Raw genomic sequence first — 20,914 nt, forward strand, 5'->3', positions numbered from 1 at the left:
AATCATTACATTACCTAATCTAGGTGCTACTATTGTTTTTAATGATTCCTAATCTCCACATCTTAGATATCATTTGATTATTAAAAGGTTTAACCTCGAAATTGAATTAACATTGATCATGGCCGTATTTCGGCAAATCTTGAATTCTTTCACTTATTCAAAGACCTAAAAAAACTATAACTTCCTAACTTGTGGAAAATCCAAACCCCTAAAATACACCCTTGAAAATTTTCACTCTACTATTTGCCATTTTCCTTGTTGTCCTCCTCGTTTGGACTATTTATAAATCAAAAGTTAAAAAGAGCGGACTAAAAGTCCCCGAACTATTTCCCGAAAAATGGAGAAGGTTTTTGGAATCAGAAGTTCAATTTTATTCCAGACTCAGCCCAGAAGAAAAGTCCACTTTTGAAGCAGATATTCAGAGGTTTCTTAAGCGAATCAGAATTACCGGAGTGAAATGTGAAGTGACTGATGAAGATCGTCTCTTGGTAGCAAGTAGTGCTGTGATCCCAATTTTTAGATTTCCAGAGTGGGAGTACAAAAACCTTTGCGAAGTGCTTCTATACCCTGACTTATTTACTGAGAAATTTGATTTCACTGGAGACCACAGGTATACCTCTGGCATGGTAGGAAGTGGCGGTCCTATGAATAATGTGGTTATATTCTCTAAACCTGCCCTTCGCCAAGGATTTGAAAATAGAAGTGACAAATTCAATGTTGGTATTCATGAATTCGTCCACCTGTTTGATAAACAAGATGGTTCAATTGATGGCATTCCTGCAATCATTATGAAAAACCAGTCCGTTTTACCCTGGTTACATCTTATCAAGTCAAATACATCTGAAATTCTCTCCGGTAAAAGTGATATAAACCCTTATGGGGCAACAAATAATCAAGAGTTTTTGGCCGTAGTAAGTGAGTATTTTTTCGAGAGGCCTAAGCTGTTTCAAAAAAAGCATCCAGAACTTTATAGAATTCTATCTCAGGTCTTTCAAAATGATCTGGCTAAACGAAATTAATGGGAACAACACAGCTCAGGATAGTATCTTAGAAAGATCTTAGTTTATTAAACAAGAAACCCAAAATCTGTTAGATGATGCATTTTTCTAAAAGAATACTAAGCTGCTTTTTCCTATTCAGCTTAAGCTTAACTAGTTATTCACAAAACAACACCCCGCCCGACACAGTCGCTGGATTCCCTGTCAATTACAACGAAGATGCCATTCCTCCTTACACTTTACCTAAGCTTCTAGAAATGGAAAATGGGCAAGCAGTCAAAGACTCCAAAACATGGATGAATAAAAGGAGACCTGAGCTATTAAGGGCAGTCGCTGAACTCCAATACGGCAAAACTCCCCCTGCTCCTAAAAAAACAGCATTTGACGTTTTAGAAAAAGATGGAGTAGCATTTGATGGAAAAGCAACCCGAAAACAAATCAGGGTGTATTTGACAGAAGACAGCAAAGATCATCCAATGGATTTGCTGATCTATTTACCTAAAAATTCTACTAAGAAAACTCCGATTTTCTTCACGATATCATTTTCTGCCAATAATCAATCTGTTGATGATCCTGCTGTGAAAATTGGTGAAATTTGGAACCGAGATGGCGTAAAAGTAAAAGCCGATCAACCCGGTAGATTCCGAGCAACGAATGTGGAACAGTTCATCGATGAAGGCTATGGGTTTGCGACTGTTTATTATGGGGATATTGATCCAGATTTTAAAGATGGCTTTGACTTTGGAATCAGAAAAGAATTTCTAAAAGATGGAGAAACTGGTATTCAACCAGATGAGTGGGGAACGATCTCTGCTTGGTCTTGGGGTTTAAGCAGAGCCATGGATTATTTTGAAAAGGATAATGATATCGATGAAAATCGAATTGCTTTAATGGGGGTTTCCAGACTTGGAAAAACAGTCCTATGGACAGGAATTAGAGACACCCGCTACAAAATGATCATAGCCAGTTGCTCTGGTGAAGGAGGAGCAGCTTTAGCCAGAAGAGATTATGGAGAAAACATCAAACACATGTCCTCTCCTTCTAGGTATGCTTACCAGTTTGCTCCCAATTACCACGAATATTCCACTCATCTAGAAGACTTCCCCTTCGATGCGCATTCGCTTGTGGCCATGATTGCTCCAAGACCCTTATTGCTTCAGACTGGAGATACAGATTTTTGGTCTGACCCAAAAGGAGAGTTTCTTGCAGCTCAAGAAGCAAGTAAAGTATACCAATTGTTTGGAGAAAATGGACCAGAAGGAAAAGACATGCCAGCGGCTGGAGACACTAATCTTTTAGACAATAAATTAGGCTATTATATGCATGACGGGGGACATGGTACAGTTCCTTCTGATTATCCAGTTTTCATCCAGTTTATGAAGAAATACCTATGAATTAATAGGAAACAGGTATTTCTACCATAGTCTTATCCCAACCCATTCGCATCACACCTTTACCTGCTTCTGATTCCTCAAATCGGATGGAAAATGATTCAATAGGTTCCTCAATAGACTTGCTTGGAACAGAAATTCGAAGAACATCTTTACTTTCATCGTATTTAAATGCGCCCCAATAATCTAAGTCAGAATTGATAATGATGGTCCACTCTCCCTCATTAGGAATAGCAAACAAAGAATAGGTACCCGCAGAAAGTGCTTTGCCTCCTAGGGTGATATCCTGAAAAGCTTTAAACTCCACCGCCTCATTGGCTCCAACTCTCCAAACTTTACCGAATGGAACTATCCCACCGAAAACAACTCTATCTGCCTTGTTAGGTCTGCTGTAATATACTTTTGCCACAACTTCCTCTCCCGCTTTGCGATCATGAGCGAAATTATCGGGTAAATACGCTACATCCATGGGGCTTTTGTCTGGACCTCTAAACGACTGCGCATTGCTGAAATAGCCAAGGCCAAAAATCATAAATAAAGAAAAGATAATTTTTTTCATTGCTTTTATATTTAATCCATTTGAAAAGTATCTATTTATTTCAAATAATCCATTGTAACCTTTGTAGTCTGTATAACAAAGGGCTTTAAATCTGATTTTTTTTACATAGTTCATCGGTCTTATACAACTTACACATTTTGGACACCTCGAATTTTCTATATAAATTAAATAATAATTCACATTCACATTTATGATTTTTTCTATTTAGATGAATGGCATATTTCATATTTGATGGATTGTTTCGCTAGCAGGTATTGTACTCCATAGAGAGTACAATTTGATTTTAGTTTCCTGCATTTGGGAATCTGATTTTCTACCGGGAAGAATTGAATTTTCACGAATCTCGTTCGTCAATTCTACTTTTCTGATTTTTAAATATTTCCATCAAATGAAACAACAAGAAGAAATCAAAAGCAAGTTTATCCGAACCCAAAAAGCCCTCATTTTAAAACCCTCCATGGGAATTGGGGTAAAAGTTTCAAAAACCCGTATTATTTCCGGTCTCTCTTGTGAAAGCCGAGAAGGAGATTATGTCCTCAAAACCGATATGCCTAGCCAAGTTGGAGGTAATGAAACTGGACCTACAGCTGGAGTCTTGGGCAGAGCTGCTTTGGGCAGTTGCCTTGCGATTGGTTATATGATGTGGGCTTCAAGACTAGATGTGATCATTGACAGTCTGGAGGTTCATATAGTAACTAAATTTGATGATGGGGCATTATTTGACACTTCGGATTCTCCTCCTGGATACACAGAAATTAAGTATCATGTGAAAGTAGTCAGCCCTTCTCGCAAGGAAGATGTTGAGAATGCAATTAATGAGGGAGATAAGCATAGCCCTTATCTAGATGTATTCTCTAGAGCACAAAACTGCGTTCGGGAACTAGAAATTAAAACTACTTAGACCCCAATATTATGAATCCAGATTTGCAAAGGAGAGTTCAAAGATATGGATGGGATAAGGCTTCAGAATTCTACGAAAAGAGTTGGGAGCAACAGCTAAAACCTGCTCATGATTTGTTGCTTGAATCCGCCCAGGTGAAAAAAGGCGAATCTATTTTAGATATAGCAGCGGGGACTGGTTTGATAACTTTTAAAATGGCAGAGAAGGTTGGTTCTAAGGGTAACATCTTAGCAACAGATCTTTCTGATGAAATGGTAAAAATTGGCAATAACTTAACCTCATCTAAAAGCTTATCGAATGTGGAATTTAGGAGAATGGATGCCGAAAACCTATCTATCGATAGTGGGATTTTTGATCTGGTAACATGTGCTTTGGGAATCATGTATTTTCCCGATCCTGATAAAGCTTTGTCGGAAATGTATCGAGTATTGAAACCCGGAGGCAGATGTGCAGTTGCAATTTGGGGGTCCAGGAAAAAATGTGGTTGGGCGGAAATTTTTCCAATTGTAGATGCCCGTGTAAGCTCCGATGTTTGTCCTATGTTTTTTAATCTGGGAGAAAAAGATGTGATAAAACTTCCTTTTCAGAAAGCTGGATTTAAAGATGTTTCAATTCAAAAAATAGAAGTCACCCTCCATTATCCTAACGAAGAAGAAGCTTGTCAAGCATCTTTCATGGGCGGACCTGTAGCCATGGCCTATTCTAGGTTCGATGATAAAAACAAAGAAGATGCTCATAGAGAATACATTGAGTCTATTCAAGCATTTAAAACAGCAAATGGCTATGATATTCCTGGGGAATTTGTTGTAGCAAGTGGCGTTAAAAATTAATCAGTACCATTTTTCATCACTAGAGATCAAGGACTTGTAAATTGAGATTAGAATCACATGAATTATCACATTCTTTGGATATATGGTTAACATTTAAAATCTTTCTAGTCCATTGAAAGTGTTCAACTATTATTTTTAAACAAAAAATTCTTTGAAAGCTGCAGTAAGAAGAAACTACGGAAACCAAGAGGCTATTTTTATTGAAAACTTGAATAAACCAATACCCAAGGAGGATGAGGTCATAGTTCAGGTGAAAGCAAATACTGTCAACCGTACAGATTGCGCGAACTTAACTGGCGAACCATTTATAATGAAGTTAATGCTGGGATATTCAAGTCCGAGTAAAATCATTATTGGAACTGATTTTTCGGGAGTGGTAATGGAATCAGGATTTTTAGCCGGAAACTTTAAAAAAGGAGACCGAGTATTTGGCTTTTATGATATGGGATTAGAATCCCAGGCTGAATTTGTCTGCGTTAAAAAAGATTACCTTTTGCCAATTCCGGACTCCATAGACTTTAAACAAGCAGTCGCTGGACTGGAAGGTGCACACTATGCTTACTCTTTCATTCATTATGTAGATATCCAGCCTGGACAAAAAGTACTGATCAATGGGGCCACAGGAGCAATAGGATCAGCTTTACTTCAATTTTCCAGACAGTTTGATATTGAAATAACAGCCACCTGCAACACAGAAAACATTGATTTAATAAAAAAACTAGGAGCGGACAAAATCATTGACTTCACGAAGGAAGATTTTACCAAAACAGAAGAATCCTATGATTATATTTTTGACTCTGTCGGAAAAAGTACCTTTGGGGCATGCAAACCGATCTTAAAGGAAAAAGGAATCTACATTTCTTCTGAATTAGGGCCAAAAGCAGAAAATATATTTTACTCTCTTGCATCAAAATTCCGTAAAAATAAAAAAGTGGTTTTCCCCATACCCTTTAGTCAAAAAAAGACGATGCCTTACATCATCAACTTATTAAAATCAGGAAAATTTAAACCTGTCATCGATCGGGAATATCCTCTATCAGAAATCTCTGAAGCCTATAAATATGTTCTATCTGGGAATAAAACTGGAAATGTGATCATTAATCACGACTAATTAATTCAAGAATTCTGTTAATTAAAACTGAACGAATGTTAACCCAACCGTAATAAGGAAAATATTTAGCCCTCGCATAAGTTCAATAACTTTCTTCTCTTAAAATATATTCATGTGAAACGTCGACCCTTCCTACAAAAAATCTCCTTGCTTTCTTCAGTAGCTGTAGCATTGCCTCTGACAAGCTTTGGAAAGGATTTACCTTTTCGAGCTCCTCGATTAAAGTTCATCACCGCTTCAGATGGCCATTTTGGGCAACCAGACACTGATTATACAAGTTCACATAATAATCTGATGAACGCCATCAACAAAGAAGAGAATGTAGATTTTGTAGTTTTTAATGGGGACTTAATACATGACGAACCTGCCTTCATGCCACAGGTAAAAACTTTTTACGATAAATTGAATTCGCCCTATTATGTGTCTAGAGGAAATCATGACAAGGTATCATCCCAAGTCTGGGAGGAAATTTGGGGCACGAAAGAAGACCATGCATTTCAAACAAAAGATGGATCTGGGGTCATCTTACTTAGCGCTTCCAATGAAGAGGGCGAATATCTCTGTGGAAATGTCGATTTCCTAAAATCCAAATTGGATTCTTTTACTTCCCTATCTCATGTTTTTGTCTTTATTCATATCTCCCAAAAAGAATGGACCCGGCATGGAATAGAATGCGCAGCGCTAATCAATTTAATAGCCCAATACCCCAATGTAAAAGCAACGTTTCATGGTCATGATCATGATGTTGACGGAATTATGCTGGACCAGAAAAAACCTTACTTATGGTCTGGACATTTTGGTGGAAGTTGGGGAAACCCCTTTCCCTCCTACCGGGTTTGTGAAATTTCTGAGGAAGGAAAAACAATCACTTACCTTAAATCTGTAAAAGAAGGTACGGTCTTAAATGCTCATTTACTTTAAAGACAACAAATAAAAAAGGATCCAAACGTATTTGGATCCTTTACTATATCGATAAATAGCTTGTTACTTTTATTTTTCGGGCATTATTAAATTTTCAATTCGCCTTCTACTCCTACATCCATTGGCTTTCCAGTAATCATTCCAAAAAGCATCTTCACACCTGCCAAGCCAGCCCCATTCTTCGTTCCCCAATAATGTCCGGCCTGAGGATTAAATTTAATTACAGAGATCCTAGGATCATCTTTTCCTTTCGGAAACCAATTTTTGGCAATGGAATCCCATAATTCATGAATCATTTCTTTGTTTTGGCTGATTTCTGCATTTCCCTGAAGTTCTAAAAACTCCATGGAACTAGGCTTCTGAAACAACAATCTTGCTCGGGAATTCTTATTTATTTCTTCATTTTTTGCACTATCAATAGCACTTAGAAACCAAAGGGTACCGTCTTCATCAGACTTCTGAACACTCATAGGACGGGCTGATTGACTATCATCAAAAGAAACCTCAGTTTGAAAAAAACACAAACTAGAAGAATCCACCATCTCTCTGATTTTTTTGACTGCCTCTTTGCCAGTCAAATTTTCAATGCTATGCTTTATTTCTTTATTTAAGGTATCCATAATTCTTTTTTTAAATGTTCAGTTATTGTAATGCAATGGGCTTGCCATATACTTTTTACACCTCCAAATTCAGATCAAAAGGCTTGAGAGGCATATTTTGAATTAAAATAAAGGAGTCCTGTTTAGCATTCACCGTCAATTTTGCCCAAACTGAGGAATTGAATTCATTACCCTTTAGAGATATTGGGACTGTACTTTCTTTAATTATCGTAATTTTAGTATTCTATCTCCGTCATGAAAACAGGTAAACCCGCCACATCTGCAGCCGGCCCTAAAGCTATTTATCATGCTATGGAAAAGGCTTTCCAATCCATGAAGGTTTCTAAAACCTTCCGAATCCTTGGTGCCTTAAACCAAAAAGGAGGAGTGGATTGTCCTGGCTGTGCCTGGCCTGACCCCAAGCATAGGTCTCGTCTTGGTGAGTACTGTGAAAATGGCGTAAAGGCTATCGCTGAAGAGGCAATGGATAAGAATGCTGATGCCGATTTTTTTAAAAACAACAGCATCCAAAAGATGCGGCAGCAAACTGATTATTGGCTGGGGCATCAGGGCCGATTAACCCAACCTATGAGGATCAAAAAAGGAGATTCTCATTATTCACCAGTCTCTTGGGAATTGGTTTTTGAGGAAGTATCCAGTCAGCTAAATAAGCTAAACTCTAAAAATGACGCTATATTTTATACTTCTGGAAGAACCAGTAATGAAGCTGCTTTTCTCTACCAGCTATTTGTAAGGATATTTGGCACCAACAATATGCCTGACTGCTCCAACATGTGTCATGAATCAAGTGGGGTAGCATTAAGCCATACCTTGGGAATTGGGAAAGGGTCTGTAAAGCTAGAGGACTTTTACTTATCAGATTTGATTTTGATCTTCGGCCAAAACCCGGGAACGAATCACCCGAGAATGCTCTCGGCATTGAAAAAAGCGAAGGAAAACGGCGCAAAAATCGTAGTTATCAATCCACTCAAAGAAGCTGGTTTACTGAGTTTTGAAGACCCACAGTCCATTTCGGGAATTTTAGGAATAGGAGCACCACTTGCTGATTTATATCTGCAGGTTAGAATCAACGAAGATGTAGCACTTGTTCAGGCTGTTGCTAAGAAGTTAATGGATCGCGCCAAAAAGGATCCGGCGATATTAGATCATGATTTTATCCAATCAAAAACTGACGGATTTGAAACCTACCAACAATCACTAGAGGAATTAGATGAGGAATCTTTGATTCTCAGGACAGGACTAGAACCTGAACAAATTGAAGAGTTTGTAAATCTAGTTTCCTCCAGAAGCAAAATCATCGCTTGCTGGGCAATGGGACTGACACAGCATGTCAATGCTGTGGACAATATTCAGGAAATCGTCAATCTCCTTTTACTCAAAGGAAGCATAGGGAAACCTGGCGCAGGCACGTGCCCGGTGAGAGGTCATAGCAATGTGCAGGGAGATAGAACCATGGGAATATGGGAGAAACCAAGTAAACAGTTTTTGGATTCATTGGCAAGTACTTTTGGTTTTGAGCCCCCCAGAAACCATGGAGTGGATGTAGTTGACTCCATCCAATTAATGCACTCTGAGCCAGGCAAAGTTTTTATGTCTATGGGTGGAAATCTACTTTCCGCTGCCCCTGACACGTCTTTTACCCAAGTTGCCCTAGAAAACTGCGCAATGACCATCCATGTCTCCACCAAACTGAATCGCTCACATTTACATCATGGAGAAGTTGGTTTTATTCTCCCTTGTTTAGGAAGAACGGACATCATTCAGGAAAAGTCTGGCGTTCAGAAATTGACGGTGGAAAACTCCATGGGTCTTGTACATAGCACACAGGGAAATCAAACTCCAAGATCAGGTTTTCTTCTTAGCGAACCCCACATCATTTCTCAAATCGCCTCGAAAACAGTTGGAAATGAAATAGTCAATTGGAATCAATTGATAGATGATTATGATCAAATACGAGAATTGATAGCTAAATCGGTGGCTGGCTTTGAAGACTTCAATAAGAAAATAAAAGATCATAATGTACTCGAGCTTCCTAACGGACCAAGGGAAGGCCATTTTCCAAATGATATTGGTAAAGCTAGATTTACGATCAACTCCCTTTCAGAAAATCAATTAGAAGAGAATGAATTACTGATGATGACGATTCGTAGCCATGATCAATTTAACACGACCATTTATGGCATGGATGATCGCTATCGAGGTATTTATGGCATCCGAACAGTTGTTTTAATGAATCAATCAGACATCAAGAACCTGAAACTTGAAGTTGAAAAGCCCATTACATTATTTAATGAATATCAGGGTAAATTAAGGAAAGTGGAAGGTTTGACTATTATCCCTTATAATATTCCTGAAAAGTGCATTGCCACCTACTTTCCTGAGTGTAATGAGCTTGTTCCGATAGGAATAAAAGCCCGAAAAAGTAATACTCCTGCTAGCAAATCCATTAAAATCAAAGTTCATCAACCCTGAATTAACATCATCCTTGATAGTCATGAAATCAAAAGTAATACCTCACCTACTCCTCGCCATCCTTATTTTTACTGCTTGTAAAAGCAATCAAATATTAGGAGATTTTTCTCCAGAGGAAATTTCAAAAATCGAGTATTTTAAAGAATTGATCCCAAAAAAAGACCCTTATTATCATGTCTTAATTGCCACATCCGAAGGGGACATGATGGTACAGCTATTCAATATCACACCTCTCCACCGGGATAATTTCATTTCAAAAGTTAAAGCCAACTATTATGACAGTCTGGAATTTCACCGAGTGATCAATGATTTTATGATCCAAGGAGGTCGCCATAAGCTATCTCCAGAGGAAAACCCCTATCAAGGAGAATTAATCCCCGCTGAATTCAGAATAGAAGAAGGCGTTTACCATCGAAGAGGAGCATTGGCAGCTGCAAGAACCAACAATCCCGAAAAGGCAAGCAGCAGCACTCAGTTCTACATTGTGCAAAGAAAAGCTTATCGTAAATCTCAATTAGACAGTTTGATAATTGAGCGGGAACTTACTCTAAACGATGAACAAAAAGCACTTTATTTATCGACTGGAGGAACTCCCCATCTGGATGGAGGATACACGGTTTTCGGCAAACTTGAAATAGGATATGATGTATTAGACAAGATTGCTGAAACTGATACAGATGAAAAAGATCAACCCGTAAACCCCATCAGAATGAAAATGTATTTACTGAACCAGCCCAAAAAACTGAAATAATTTCCAGGCTAAACTCTTACCTAAAGAACATTCCCCATTCTAGTTCTTTTGAATCAAATTAAATACCAGTAATTTCAAGAGAAATTTTCTTTTTATGAAACAAACCAAAATTCTTCTTCTCTATATTTTCAGTCTGGCAATGGTCTCTTGTAAGTCAAATCCAGAACCACCAAGTAACCCAAATATTGTTTTCATCCTAGTGGATGACCTTGGGTACAATGATGTGAGTTTTATGGGAAGTGAATTTTATGAAACACCAAACATAGATAAGGTGGCATCGAAGGGAATGATTTTCACGAATGGATATGCAAATTCTGCTGTTTGTAGCCCATCTAGAGCGAGTTTAATGACTGGTAGATTTACGGCTGTTCATGGGATCACTGATTGGATAGGTGCTCCTCAAGGGGAAGCTTGGAGGAGTTACAAACGCTACTCCAAATTACTCCCGGCTGAGTACAATCATCAACTATCCAAAGAAATAACAACACTGCCTGAGGCCTTAAAGCAGGAGGGTTATAAAACCTTCTTTGCGGGAAAATGGCATCTTGGATCTGCTGAAGAAAATTCACTACCTACAGATCATGGGTTTGACATCAACAAAGGTGGCTACCATGTAGGTGGTCCTTATTCTGGAGGCTATTTCTCTCCATTTGAAAATCCTTTCATGGAGGATTTTGAGGAGGAAAAAGGAATCAGCCTTTCTATGAAATTAGCAAAAGAAACTAACCTCTTCATCGAGCAAAATAAAGAGGAGAAGTTTCTAGCTTACCTTTCATTCTATGCCGTCCATGCCCCAATCCAAACTTCAAAAGAAAAGTGGTCCAAGTACCGAAATAAGGCTGAAGCCATGGGTATTGATTCAACTGGGTTTGAAATGGAGCGGGTTTTACCTGCTAGAAAGTATCAGGACAATCCAGTGTATGCCGGATTGATTGAGCAAATGGATGAAGCTGTAGGTGCCGTTGTAGATCAGCTAGAAAAATTGGGCTTATCCGAAAACACCATCATCGTATTCACCTCAGATAATGGAGGAGTAGTTTCAGGAGATAATTATTCTACAAACCTGGATCCATTAAGAGGAGGAAAAGGCTATCAATGGGAAGGTGGAACAAGAATACCCTATATGATTTATGTCCCTTGGCTTGAAAACAACGGACAGAGAAATGATACGCCAGTTAGTGGAGTAGATTTTTATCCTACTCTACTTGATTTTGCTGGTGTAAATGAGATTTCGCAGCCTTTGGATGGTCAGAGCATTCGTCCCGTATTAGAAGGAGGAACCTTGGAGGAAAGATCCATCTATTGGCATTATCCTCATTATGGTAATCAAGGAGGTGAACCTAACTCGAGCATTAGAAAAGGAGATTGGAAGTTAATCCATTATTGGGAAGATGGACATGAGGAGCTGTATAACCTTGGCAATGACCTCGGTGAAGTAAATGACCTTATAAAAGAGAATCCAGAAATCGCCTCTTCTTTATCTAAAGAGTTATTAGGATGGTTGGATTCCAATCAAGCAAATTATGCGCATATAGATCCACTCTACAATCCAGATTCTGCAGCCATAGTTTTAGAAAATTACAAGACCAATTTAATTCAGCGATTGGAAAACCAACGCAAAAACATGCTTTCCAAAACTTTTCAGCCTAACAAAGATTGGTGGGGAAGTAAAACCGTAGACTGATCATTCTAAACCCAAAAAACCCGTATAGATTATGGAATATCGTAAGCTGGGCAAAACCGATATGGAGGTTTCCATCCTTGGATTTGGAGCCTCCCCTCTAGGTAATGTTTTCGATGAATGCACCGAAAAAGAAGCCTTGGAAACAGTCGCTCATGCCATTGATCATGGAATAAATTTCTATGACGTTTCTCCATTCTATGGGCTGACTTTGGCTGAAGAACGACTTGGAAAAGCATTGGAATCAAAAAGGAAAGAGATTTTTCTAGCGTCTAAATGTGGCCGTTATGGCCTCCAGGAGTTTGATTTTTCCAAAAAGAGGATTTTAAAAAGTATTGACGAATCACTTTCCAGACTTAAAACAGATTACGTAGATCTACTTCAGTTACATGACATAGAGTTTGTAGACAAAAGCCAAATACTGGAAGAAGCGATTCCTGCGATTGAAGAAATCAAATCCAGTGGAAAAGCCAGATACATAGGAATCACAGGCCTTCCTGTTAGATATTTAGCTCAAATAGCAAGGGAAGTAGAAATAGACACTGTACTTTCTTGGGCTCATTACAATCTCTTGGAAGATGAGATCAATGATGAACTTGTGCCACTTTCTAAAGAAAAAGGTTTTGGATTAATGAATGCTGCCCCATTGATGCAGCGAATTTTATCAGACGCTCCACTACCGGATTGGCATAGATCACCTGATGAAGTGAAAGCTATGCAGCCTAAATTGTTGGCTATTTGCAATAAATATGGAGTCCGATTAAGTGACGTTGCTTTGCGTTATGCGATGGATCACCCTGCCATTTCTTCCACCATTGTCGGGATGAATAACAAAGCTCTTGTGGCTAAGAATTTAGAAGCAGTGGATTTTGAAATTCCTGCAGAGCTACTGGATGAAATCACAGACTTATTAGCCCCAGTAAAAAACAAAATGTGGTTTGAAGGAAAGCCTGAAAACAACTTATAAAATTAAAAAATGATGAAAGCATTAGTAATCACTGAAGTTGGAAAGACTGAAATCCAAGAGGTGGAAAAACCAAATATCTCTTCAGAAGAAGTCTTGGTGAAAGTTGGAATGGTAGGATTTTGCGGTGGTGATTTAAATAGTTTTAGAGGTCTTTTCCCTTTGCAGGAATACCCCAATATTATAGGACATGAAGTGGGAGGAACCATAGAGGCAATTGGAGAAAATGTACCTGATAGCCTTTCCATTGGTACCAAAGTCACCGTTTACCCTTATCAAAATTGTGGAACCTGCGTCGCTTGTCGAAAAGGCAGACCTAACTGCTGCAAAACCAATAAAACTATGGGCGTCAGGAGACCGGGAGCGATGACACGATACATAGCTGTGCCCTATCAGGATGTTTTCCCATCCGAAAAATTATCCCTCAAAGAGTTAGCTCTTGCTGAACCATTGACAGTAGGTTTTCATGCAGCCGAACGAGGTCGAGTAAATGAAGAAGATTGTGTCGCTGTCTTGGGTTGCGGAATCGTTGGAATGGGGGCAATTGCTTCTTCTGTAGAAAGAGGAGCAAAAGTTATCGCTATTGATTTAGATGATAATAAATTGGAAATCGCCAAAAAAATCGGAGTGGCTCATACCATCAATCCAAGTAAGGTAGATCTTCATGAAACTCTCCAAACCATAACCAATCAGGATGGACCTGATGTTATTATTGAAGCTGTCGGAAGCCCTACAACTTATAGAGCTGCTGTAGAAGAGGTGGCTTTTACAGGCCGGGTTGTTTGTATTGGCTACGCCAAAAAAGATGTGGACTTCAATACTTCCCTATTTGTACAAAAGGAAATAGAAATCCTTGGATCCAGAAACTGCTTAGGAGATTTTCCAATTGTGATTCAGTATCTGGAATCGGGAAGATTTCCTGTTGACGAGGTAGTAAGCAAAATCGTAAGCATTGATGAAGCGCCACAAACTATGATTGACTGGGATGCCAATCCTGTCGGTATCACCAAAATAATGATTGACTTTGACCAAGAATAACATGATTAAATCCTCAGCGACGATTGCCTTAGTACCCCAAATAACTTATGGTCCCTGGATCTATTGGAAGGATCTGGAGTCAAGCATGCAAAAAGCTTCCAAACTTGGGTTTGATGCGATGGAGCTTTTCACACCTGCATCGGATACAATAGATGAAGGGCGGTTAAAAGAACTATTAGATCAGTACCAACTTGAATTATCTGCAGTAGGTACCGGAGCAGGAAAAGTTATTCATGGAATGACTTTAACTGACCCAGATCCCGTAATTCGTCAGAAAGCCATATCCTTTGTTTCCGATATGATTTCATTCGGGGCAAAGTTTGGAGCTCCTGCAATCATAGGTTCCATGCAAGGGAATGTACTTGAAGCAAAGGATCGGGAATTAACGCTTTCTTGGTTGGCAGAAGCACTGGAAGTACTGGGAAAAAAAGCTCATGATTCTGGGACATTTCTGATTTATGAGCCACTTAATCGGTACGAAACCAATTTGATGAACACCATGAAAGCTGGAGTAGAGTTCCTTGAAAAGCTAGACACCAAAAGCGTAAAGCTATTGGCAGATCTATTCCATATGAATATCGAAGAAGCAGACATTTCTGAAAGCATCTTAGCCTCAGGCCCACATATTGGACATATTCATTTTGCAGATAGTAACAGGAAGCCAATAGGTTTAGGACATACTGAGATGTCCTCGGTTTCAGAAGCAATCAAATCAATCAATTATGAAGGATACATTTCGGCAGAGGCATTTCCCGAACCTAGTCCCGATGAAGCTGCGGCTCAAACCATACAATCATTCAAAAAATACTTTAGATAAAGCCCAATTGCCATGAAGAAATTTTGCTTCACCCTGGATTTAATAGATGATCCTGAAATGATCAAAGAATACGAACAGTATCATGCTGCTGGACAAGCTTGGCCAGAGGTAACCCAACACGATTTTGATTGTGGGGTACGCAACATTGAAATTTTCAGAACTGGAAACCGAATGTTTATGATTTTGGAAGCCGGAGATGATTTCTCATTAGAGGAAAAAGCTAAAAAGGATGCTGAAAACCCAAAAATCCAAGAATGGGAAAAACTGATGTGGAAATACCAAAAAGCCATTCCTTGGGCTAAACCGGGTGAAAAATGGGTCTTAATGAATAGAATATTTAAATCAGGCGAATAATATAAATCAAAATGAAAAACACGTTCCCTTTAATTGCTTTCAGTTTCTTACTGCTATTTTTTAGCAGCTACACCCCAAAAGCTAAATCTCCCAAACACGTTCTTATTTTTGGTATCGATGGATTGAGTGTAGAAGGGCTAGAGAAAGCCAAAACGCCAAACATTGATAAGTTATTTTCAGACGGAGTTTTATCCATCAACACCCGATCTGTTATGCCCTCGGTAACCCTACCAAATTGGACGAGCCACTTAACCTCTGGAGGTCCCGAGCAACATGGAGTGACGTTTAATGGATGGACTTTAGAAGAGCATGAATTAAACCCAATTGAGAGTGATGCTGAGGGCTATTATCCCTCAATTTTCAAAACCCTGAAAGAGCAGACTCCTGAAATCAAGACCGCATTTTATTACAATTGGGGGAATTTGATCAACTCTTTTAATCAGAAATATCTAGACGAAGTGAGTTTTGAAGCAGATGATCAGTATGTGGAAAACTATGAAAAGGCACTACAATTCTCCAAGGACAATCAAGAGGTTCCTACTTTGATTTTTCTTTATACAGTTCATGTAGATCATGCTGGACATAGCAATGGCTGGATGTCCAAAGAATACATCAAAGCCATTGAAGCCGCTGATAAGGCAATCGGAGATTTCATTAAAAACATGAAGTCGGAAGACCTTTTCAAGGATACCAGTTTCTTACTGATCACAGATCATGGAGGAAAAGGAAATGGTCATGGTGGGCTTAGTATGGGAGAAATGGAAGTTCCATGGGCTATCACCGGGCCCAATATCAAAAAAGACCAAAATTTTAAGTCCCCAAATAGCAATGCCAATACTGCCCGGATCATCGCCGATATTTTTGGAGTAAAAGAATTGCAGCCCTCTGCCATTGGTATAACTCCGAAGGGAATATTTAAGAAATAGAGAAAAATACCGCATACTTGTATAGCCCAAATGATCTGTTCAATGCGACATTTCAATACCACCAACCTTAAAACTTTATGAGAATCTCAATTTTTGGACTTATTGCCCTTTTTCTGGCATTTGGATGTACCAATTCCGAAACCAAGGAGAGTGACCTCCCTAGAATTGCCATTGCGGGATTAGCCATTGAATCAAGTACATTTTCTCCCGCTACAAGTGATGCAGCTGCCTTCAGAACTCGTGTTGGCGAGGAGATATTTAGCTATTATCCATTTTTGGATTCAGGATCTGTAGACAAATCACGTGCAGATTGGTTTCCAACCTTGAGAGGCCATGCCATTCCTGGGGGAATTGTCACTCGTGAAGCCTATGATTCATTAGTTGGAGTTACTTTGGAAATGTTAAAGGAAAACCTTCCGTATGATGGATTATTTTTCGACATCCATGGTGCAATGAGTGTGGAAGGATTGGATGATCCCGAGGGAGATTTCATTGTAAAAGTTCGAGAGATCGTGGGAACAGAAACTTTGATTTCGACTTCCATGGATTTACATGGAAATGTTTCAAAAAGACTGGCCGAAAACACAGATTTAATCACTTGTTATAGAATGGCTCCGCATGAGGACGCTTTGGAATCAAAGCAGAGGGCTGTTGAAAATATGCTAGACAGATTAGAAAGTGGGAAAGGAAAACCAGCCTACAAAGCATGGATTCCAGTTCCAATTCTTCTGCCTGGAGAAAAGACCAGTACTCGTATTGACCCGGGAAAAAGTCTCTATGCAAAAATCCCTAGCCAGACTGAAAAAGAAGGAGTCATTGATGCCGCCATATGGATTGGTTATGCATGGGCAGATGAACCAAGGAATCATGCTGTAGTCATGGTCACAGGTGATGATGAGAAGGCAGTATCAGAGTCTGCTGAATATTTAGCCAATAGCTTTTGGGATGTGAGAAATGAATTTGAATTCGTGGCTCCTGTTGCCACTTTGGATGAGAGTTTAAAAATGGCTTTGGCTAGTGATAAAAAACCATATATGATCAGTGACATGGGTGATAACCCTACAGCCGGTGGTGCCGGAGATGTCACTTGGACTATCACAGAAGTTTTGAAGCGTCCAGAGTTTAAGTCACCAAATGGCCCCACCCTGATTTACGCATCTATTCCAGGTCCGGAGTTTGTAGAAAAAGCCATCGCAGCAGGTGTGGGCGCTGAGGTGGAAGGTACCGCTGGTGCGGCCGTGGATGATCGCTTTGCTCCACCTGTACCCTTAAAAGGAACAGTTGAGTTTATTAAAGAAGGTGATCGTGCAGCAGAGGTGGAAGTTGTGGTAAGAGTCGGTTCGGCACATGTGATTGTCACCAAAAAACGTAAACCCTATCACAATGAAAGCGATTTCACAGAACTGGGATTAAACCCAAGAGAAGCAGATATCGTGATGGTGAAAATAGGGTATTTAGTGCCTGAACTTTATAATATGAGAGGTGATTGGGTTATGGCTTTGACACCAGGAGGTGTGGACCAAGACTTGGAGAGATTAGGCTATAAACGCATCAATAGACCTATGTTTCCATTGGATAAGGATATGGAAAACCCGGATTTAAGCACTCGGTTTATTCCAGCTTCTGACGAATTGAAATAGAAGTAAAAATTATTTAGAAATGCTGTTCATAATCCGAACAGCATTTTTTTTATATTCATTACCTAACAAATCAAACACTTATGAAAAAGTTGCTGATACTTGGCCTTTTTATCTTTTTGGGGTCTCCTTCATTTTCTCAGACGCAGCAAGAAGAAATTGAAATAATAGAGGTCCTAATACAAGAGTCATTTGATTCACTTTTCTCAGCTTTCAACAGCGAAAAAATCGAAAACTATTATACCGAAGACTTCCTTTTATTGGAAGATGGTGAAGTCTGGAACAATAAAATCATCAAAGAGTACTTTGATAATGCCATTAAAAAGCAGCCTATTCCCACACGTGTCAATAAATTTGAATTCATTGAAACCAAGGTTGATGGAGATATGGCCTGGACTGCCTACCACAACTATGCTAAGATTTCCAGAGATGGAGAAGTCATCCGTGAAGTCCACTGGCTAGAAAGTGCTGTGGCTGTAAAAACAGCCGCTGGATGGAAACTTAAAATGTTGCATAGTACACCAATTAGAGATTAATAATTATGAGTTTTTTAAAAAGATATTGTCTGATTTCCTTAGGCATTTTCATGGGTTTCCACTCTCTTAAAGCCCAGGAAAATATTAAAATCCCTACCGAAACCCAGCAGATTTTATTCCTTGGAAATAGCATCACATATGGGGGCCAGTACATTGCCTTTATAGAAACATATTACCGTATCAAACACCCGAATTCGTCCATAGAATGGCTGAATTTAGGTTTACCCAGTGAGACCGTTTCTGGACTATCTGAAGAAGGGCATGCGGGCGGAGCTTTCCCAAGACCCGATTTACATGAACGATTAGACCGAATTTTTGAACAATTACAACCTGATATCATTTTCGCCAATTATGGTATGAATGACGGCATTTACCTTCCTCTGGATGATAATCGATTTGCATCCTATAAATCGGGAATTGAATGGCTAAACCAAAAGATTGACTCCATCGCTGCAGCTGCAGTTTTCGTCACACCTCCGGTTTTTGACCCTAAAAAAGGCGAAGCTTATGCCAATGTGCTCGATAATTATTCTGATTGGCTGATCAGCAAAAGGTATACGGATTATTGGAAAGTCATTGACTTACATTGGCCCATGAGAAAGTTTTTGGAAGATCAGCGTAAAAAGGATCCAGCCTACTTTTTGGCAAAGGACGGCATTCATCCAGGAGCAATAGGGCATTGGTTGATGGCAAAACCTATTCTTGAATACTTGGGAGAATACGTCGAGAATTTCGACTCCTTTGAGGAGGCAGTAGCAACTGAAGAGAATGCTCCCGAATTATTGATGCTTATCAGCCAAAAGCAAGCTATCTTAAGAGATGCCTGGCTTAGATCCACCGGACACTTAAGACCTGGACTTGCAGAAGGATTACCTCTAGAAGAGGCCCTTAAACAATCTGCAGAATTGGAAGAGAAAATCCAAAGATTGCTAAATTGATATATGCAAAAGGGAAGATTAGAAGCTTTTAGCGATGGGGTTTTAGCCATTGTAATTACAATCATGGTGCTCGAGATCAAAGTCCCCCATGGCGACGAATTATCAGATCTAAAACCCTTGATCCCAATCTTACTAAGCTATATCCTGAGTTTTATCTACATCGGCATTTACTGGAATAACCATCACCATATGTTACATACAGTAAAACATGTGAGTGGTAGCATTCTTTGGGCAAATCTTCATCTACTCTTTTGGCTTTCTTTAATTCCATTTGTCACGGGATGGCTTGGTGAAAACCACTTTGCATCCTTACCCATGGCTTTGTATGGAATCATCCTCCTCATGTCAGCAATAGCTTATTTTATTCTTCAAAGGATTATTATTAAAGCACAAGGCAAGGAGTCCATTTTAGCAAAAGCAATTGGTAAAGACTTAAAAGGAAACCTATCTCCGATCTTTTATATTTTGGGTATTTTGGCGAGTTTTTATAAGCCTTGGATCGCTGGCATATTTTATATCTTAGTAGCCTTAATGTGGCTGATTCCGGATCCGAGAATTGAGCGGACCCTCCGAGAATCCCATAAAAATTAAGCTTTAATGAAAATCAATACTAAAATTGTTTTAATCCTAAGCTCTATTTTCTTAGGAATTCTTGGAGTGCTTATGTCATTTTTTCCACAGGAAATAGCCATTCATTTTAAAATTGATCAAAGTACAAGTATCTTTTTTCAGCTAACAGGTGCGCTATATGTAGGCTTTGCTATGGTCAACTGGATGGTTAAAGGAAGTACTATGGGAGGTATTTATAACCGACCTATTGCAATTGGGAATTTCACTCACTTCGTAGTAGGTGGCTTAGCCCTTTTGAAATACTCATCCAACAATCAAGATTCCGTTGAACTTTTAATATTAACAGGGCTATATGCTGTTTTTGCTGTAACTTTTGGATTAATCGTATTTACTCACCCTCTAAAAGAAGCCTAATGGAGAATCTACATAAAACATCTTTTCAATTTATCAGTGAGCCTTCAGATGTGAATTTCGGAGGTAAGGTCCATGGAGGTGTAGTGATGAAATGGATAGACCAAGCAGCCTATACTTGCGCGAGAACCTGGTCCGAAAGCTATTGTGTCACCGTGTATGTAGGTGGTATACGGTTCTATAAACCCATTAATATTGGCGAAGTCATCAAGATTGATGCAGCCGTGATTTACACTGGTAACTCAAGTATTCATATCATGGTGGAAATTTACAGCCGCGGGTTTTCCGACCAGAAGTTTGAGAAAAAGACACATTGTATCATCATTTTTGTTGCGGTAGATGAAAATGGTAAATCCATCAAAGTAAAGCCTTGGATTCCTAAAACTGACCAAGAAAAGAAGCTAGAAGAATATGCCATGCGCCTCAAAACACTTCGTGAAAATATTCACAACGAGATGAAGCCTTTCTTTAATGAATAATTACGTTGG

Annotated in this window: 22 protein-coding genes; 20 read left to right on the forward strand and 2 right to left on the reverse strand. The window is 39.2% G+C overall.

Annotated features, from left to right (window positions below):
* The first annotated feature begins 221 nt into the window (after positions 1-221).
* Complete coding sequence (locus tag ALPR1_RS16010; protein WP_008202247.1) at positions 222-1,019, forward strand: M90 family metallopeptidase; 798 nt, start codon at positions 222-224, stop codon at positions 1,017-1,019.
* Positions 1,020-1,093: 74 nt separating this feature from the next.
* On the forward strand, positions 1,094-2,392 hold the full coding sequence (locus ALPR1_RS16015) for an alpha/beta hydrolase family protein (RefSeq protein ID WP_008202249.1): 1,299 nt from the start codon (positions 1,094-1,096) through the stop codon (positions 2,390-2,392).
* 1 nt (position 2,393) lies between these two features.
* Here the strand turns inward: ALPR1_RS16015 and ALPR1_RS16020 are convergent, their stop codons facing one another.
* Entirely contained in the window at positions 2,394-2,948 is a 555-nt protein-coding gene (locus ALPR1_RS16020) for a DUF2911 domain-containing protein (protein ID WP_040303769.1), read from the reverse strand.
* A gap of 388 nt (positions 2,949-3,336) precedes the next feature.
* Here ALPR1_RS16020 and ALPR1_RS16025 point away from each other — a divergent pair, with 388 nt between their 5' ends.
* The 4 genes from ALPR1_RS16025 to ALPR1_RS16040 all read left to right on the forward strand — a co-directional run bounded on the left by ALPR1_RS16025 (position 3,337) and on the right by ALPR1_RS16040 (position 6,711).
* Positions 3,337-3,849: an OsmC family protein gene (locus tag ALPR1_RS16025; RefSeq protein ID WP_008202252.1), complete on the forward strand. Its 513-nt coding sequence runs from the start codon at positions 3,337-3,339 to the stop codon at positions 3,847-3,849.
* 11 nt (positions 3,850-3,860) lie between these two features.
* The gene (locus ALPR1_RS16030) at positions 3,861-4,679 is read left to right on the forward strand and encodes a class I SAM-dependent methyltransferase (RefSeq protein ID WP_008202255.1); all 819 of its coding nucleotides are present in this window, start codon (positions 3,861-3,863) and stop codon (positions 4,677-4,679) included.
* A gap of 151 nt (positions 4,680-4,830) precedes the next feature.
* Positions 4,831-5,790 carry an NAD(P)-dependent alcohol dehydrogenase gene (locus ALPR1_RS16035; RefSeq protein WP_008202257.1) on the forward strand — a complete coding sequence of 320 codons (960 nt, stop codon included), beginning with the start codon at positions 4,831-4,833 and terminating at the stop codon, positions 5,788-5,790.
* Between the two features lie 114 nt (positions 5,791-5,904).
* Positions 5,905-6,711, forward strand: a complete 807-nt coding sequence (locus ALPR1_RS16040; protein WP_008202259.1) for a metallophosphoesterase family protein — start codon at positions 5,905-5,907, stop codon at positions 6,709-6,711.
* A gap of 86 nt (positions 6,712-6,797) precedes the next feature.
* On the opposite strand, the gene ALPR1_RS16045 is transcribed toward ALPR1_RS16040, so the two are convergent.
* Positions 6,798-7,331 (reverse strand): pyridoxamine 5'-phosphate oxidase family protein, encoded by a 534-nt coding sequence (locus ALPR1_RS16045; RefSeq protein ID WP_008202261.1) that lies wholly within the window; start codon positions 7,329-7,331, stop codon positions 6,798-6,800.
* Between the two features lie 234 nt (positions 7,332-7,565).
* On the opposite strand from ALPR1_RS16045, the gene ALPR1_RS16050 reads away from it, so the two are divergent.
* From ALPR1_RS16050 to ALPR1_RS16115, 14 genes are all read left to right on the forward strand, one after another.
* Positions 7,566-9,803 carry an FdhF/YdeP family oxidoreductase gene (locus ALPR1_RS16050; protein WP_008202263.1) on the forward strand — a complete coding sequence of 746 codons (2,238 nt, stop codon included), beginning with the start codon at positions 7,566-7,568 and terminating at the stop codon, positions 9,801-9,803.
* 22 nt (positions 9,804-9,825) lie between these two features.
* Positions 9,826-10,554: a peptidylprolyl isomerase gene (locus ALPR1_RS16055; protein WP_008202266.1), complete on the forward strand. Its 729-nt coding sequence runs from the start codon at positions 9,826-9,828 to the stop codon at positions 10,552-10,554.
* Positions 10,555-10,648: 94 nt separating this feature from the next.
* On the forward strand, positions 10,649-12,238 hold the full coding sequence (locus ALPR1_RS16060) for a sulfatase (protein WP_008202267.1): 1,590 nt from the start codon (positions 10,649-10,651) through the stop codon (positions 12,236-12,238).
* A gap of 31 nt (positions 12,239-12,269) precedes the next feature.
* Positions 12,270-13,202: an aldo/keto reductase gene (locus tag ALPR1_RS16065; RefSeq protein WP_008202269.1), complete on the forward strand. Its 933-nt coding sequence runs from the start codon at positions 12,270-12,272 to the stop codon at positions 13,200-13,202.
* A gap of 12 nt (positions 13,203-13,214) precedes the next feature.
* A complete protein-coding gene (locus ALPR1_RS16070) occupies positions 13,215-14,237 on the forward strand; it encodes a zinc-binding alcohol dehydrogenase family protein (protein WP_008202270.1) in 1,023 nt (340 codons plus the stop codon).
* A 1-nt stretch (position 14,238) separates the two neighbouring features.
* Entirely contained in the window at positions 14,239-15,054 is an 816-nt protein-coding gene (locus ALPR1_RS16075; protein ID WP_008202271.1) for a sugar phosphate isomerase/epimerase family protein, read from the forward strand.
* A 12-nt stretch (positions 15,055-15,066) separates the two neighbouring features.
* Complete coding sequence (locus ALPR1_RS16080) at positions 15,067-15,408, forward strand: L-rhamnose mutarotase (protein ID WP_008202272.1); 342 nt, start codon at positions 15,067-15,069, stop codon at positions 15,406-15,408.
* Between the two features lie 11 nt (positions 15,409-15,419).
* Positions 15,420-16,334 carry an alkaline phosphatase family protein gene (locus tag ALPR1_RS16085; RefSeq protein WP_008202273.1) on the forward strand — a complete coding sequence of 305 codons (915 nt, stop codon included), beginning with the start codon at positions 15,420-15,422 and terminating at the stop codon, positions 16,332-16,334.
* A gap of 77 nt (positions 16,335-16,411) precedes the next feature.
* Positions 16,412-17,974 (forward strand): M81 family metallopeptidase, encoded by a 1,563-nt coding sequence (locus ALPR1_RS16090; protein ID WP_008202275.1) that lies wholly within the window; start codon positions 16,412-16,414, stop codon positions 17,972-17,974.
* Between the two features lie 80 nt (positions 17,975-18,054).
* A complete protein-coding gene (locus ALPR1_RS16095; RefSeq protein ID WP_008202277.1) occupies positions 18,055-18,507 on the forward strand; it encodes a nuclear transport factor 2 family protein in 453 nt (150 codons plus the stop codon).
* Positions 18,508-18,512: 5 nt separating this feature from the next.
* Entirely contained in the window at positions 18,513-19,445 is a 933-nt protein-coding gene (locus tag ALPR1_RS16100) for an SGNH/GDSL hydrolase family protein (RefSeq protein WP_008202280.1), read from the forward strand.
* Positions 19,446-19,448: 3 nt separating this feature from the next.
* On the forward strand, positions 19,449-20,036 hold the full coding sequence (locus ALPR1_RS16105; RefSeq protein WP_008202282.1) for a TMEM175 family protein: 588 nt from the start codon (positions 19,449-19,451) through the stop codon (positions 20,034-20,036).
* 6 nt (positions 20,037-20,042) lie between these two features.
* On the forward strand, positions 20,043-20,429 hold the full coding sequence (locus ALPR1_RS16110; RefSeq protein WP_008202284.1) for a hypothetical protein: 387 nt from the start codon (positions 20,043-20,045) through the stop codon (positions 20,427-20,429).
* The gene (locus tag ALPR1_RS16115) at positions 20,429-20,905 is read left to right on the forward strand and encodes an acyl-CoA thioesterase (RefSeq protein ID WP_008202286.1); all 477 of its coding nucleotides are present in this window, start codon (positions 20,429-20,431) and stop codon (positions 20,903-20,905) included. The genes ALPR1_RS16110 and ALPR1_RS16115 overlap by 1 nt, the downstream gene beginning before the upstream one ends.
* Positions 20,906-20,914 lie beyond the last annotated feature (9 nt).

This window comes from Algoriphagus machipongonensis (assembly GCF_000166275.1).
Lineage (GTDB): Bacteria > Bacteroidota > Bacteroidia > Cytophagales > Cyclobacteriaceae > Algoriphagus > Algoriphagus machipongonensis.

Excerpts from the sequence above, each read along its gene's own strand:
- ALPR1_RS16090 (WP_008202275.1), top strand. The coding sequence starts at position 16,412 with ATGAGAATCTCAATTTTTGGACTTATTGCCCTTTTTCTGGCATTTGGA.
- ALPR1_RS16060 (WP_008202267.1), top strand. The coding sequence starts at position 10,649 with ATGAAACAAACCAAAATTCTTCTTCTCTATATTTTCAGTCTGGCAATG.
- ALPR1_RS16100 (WP_008202280.1), top strand. The coding sequence starts at position 18,513 with ATGAGTTTTTTAAAAAGATATTGTCTGATTTCCTTAGGCATTTTCATG.
- ALPR1_RS16110 (WP_008202284.1), top strand. The coding sequence starts at position 20,043 with ATGAAAATCAATACTAAAATTGTTTTAATCCTAAGCTCTATTTTCTTA.
- ALPR1_RS16070 (WP_008202270.1), top strand. The coding sequence starts at position 13,215 with ATGAAAGCATTAGTAATCACTGAAGTTGGAAAGACTGAAATCCAAGAG.
- ALPR1_RS16095 (WP_008202277.1), top strand. The coding sequence starts at position 18,055 with ATGAAAAAGTTGCTGATACTTGGCCTTTTTATCTTTTTGGGGTCTCCT.
- ALPR1_RS16075 (WP_008202271.1), top strand. The coding sequence starts at position 14,239 with ATGATTAAATCCTCAGCGACGATTGCCTTAGTACCCCAAATAACTTAT.
- ALPR1_RS16020 (WP_040303769.1), bottom strand. The coding sequence starts at position 2,948 with ATGAAAAAAATTATCTTTTCTTTATTTATGATTTTTGGCCTTGGCTAT.
- ALPR1_RS16025 (WP_008202252.1), top strand. The coding sequence starts at position 3,337 with ATGAAACAACAAGAAGAAATCAAAAGCAAGTTTATCCGAACCCAAAAA.
- ALPR1_RS16015 (WP_008202249.1), top strand. The coding sequence starts at position 1,094 with ATGATGCATTTTTCTAAAAGAATACTAAGCTGCTTTTTCCTATTCAGC.
- ALPR1_RS16050 (WP_008202263.1), top strand. The coding sequence starts at position 7,566 with ATGAAAACAGGTAAACCCGCCACATCTGCAGCCGGCCCTAAAGCTATT.
- ALPR1_RS16065 (WP_008202269.1), top strand. The coding sequence starts at position 12,270 with ATGGAATATCGTAAGCTGGGCAAAACCGATATGGAGGTTTCCATCCTT.
- ALPR1_RS16030 (WP_008202255.1), top strand. The coding sequence starts at position 3,861 with ATGAATCCAGATTTGCAAAGGAGAGTTCAAAGATATGGATGGGATAAG.
- ALPR1_RS16045 (WP_008202261.1), bottom strand. The coding sequence starts at position 7,331 with ATGGATACCTTAAATAAAGAAATAAAGCATAGCATTGAAAATTTGACT.
- ALPR1_RS16105 (WP_008202282.1), top strand. The coding sequence starts at position 19,449 with ATGCAAAAGGGAAGATTAGAAGCTTTTAGCGATGGGGTTTTAGCCATT.
- ALPR1_RS16085 (WP_008202273.1), top strand. The coding sequence starts at position 15,420 with ATGAAAAACACGTTCCCTTTAATTGCTTTCAGTTTCTTACTGCTATTT.
- ALPR1_RS16115 (WP_008202286.1), top strand. The coding sequence starts at position 20,429 with ATGGAGAATCTACATAAAACATCTTTTCAATTTATCAGTGAGCCTTCA.
- ALPR1_RS16055 (WP_008202266.1), top strand. The coding sequence starts at position 9,826 with ATGAAATCAAAAGTAATACCTCACCTACTCCTCGCCATCCTTATTTTT.
- ALPR1_RS16080 (WP_008202272.1), top strand. The coding sequence starts at position 15,067 with ATGAAGAAATTTTGCTTCACCCTGGATTTAATAGATGATCCTGAAATG.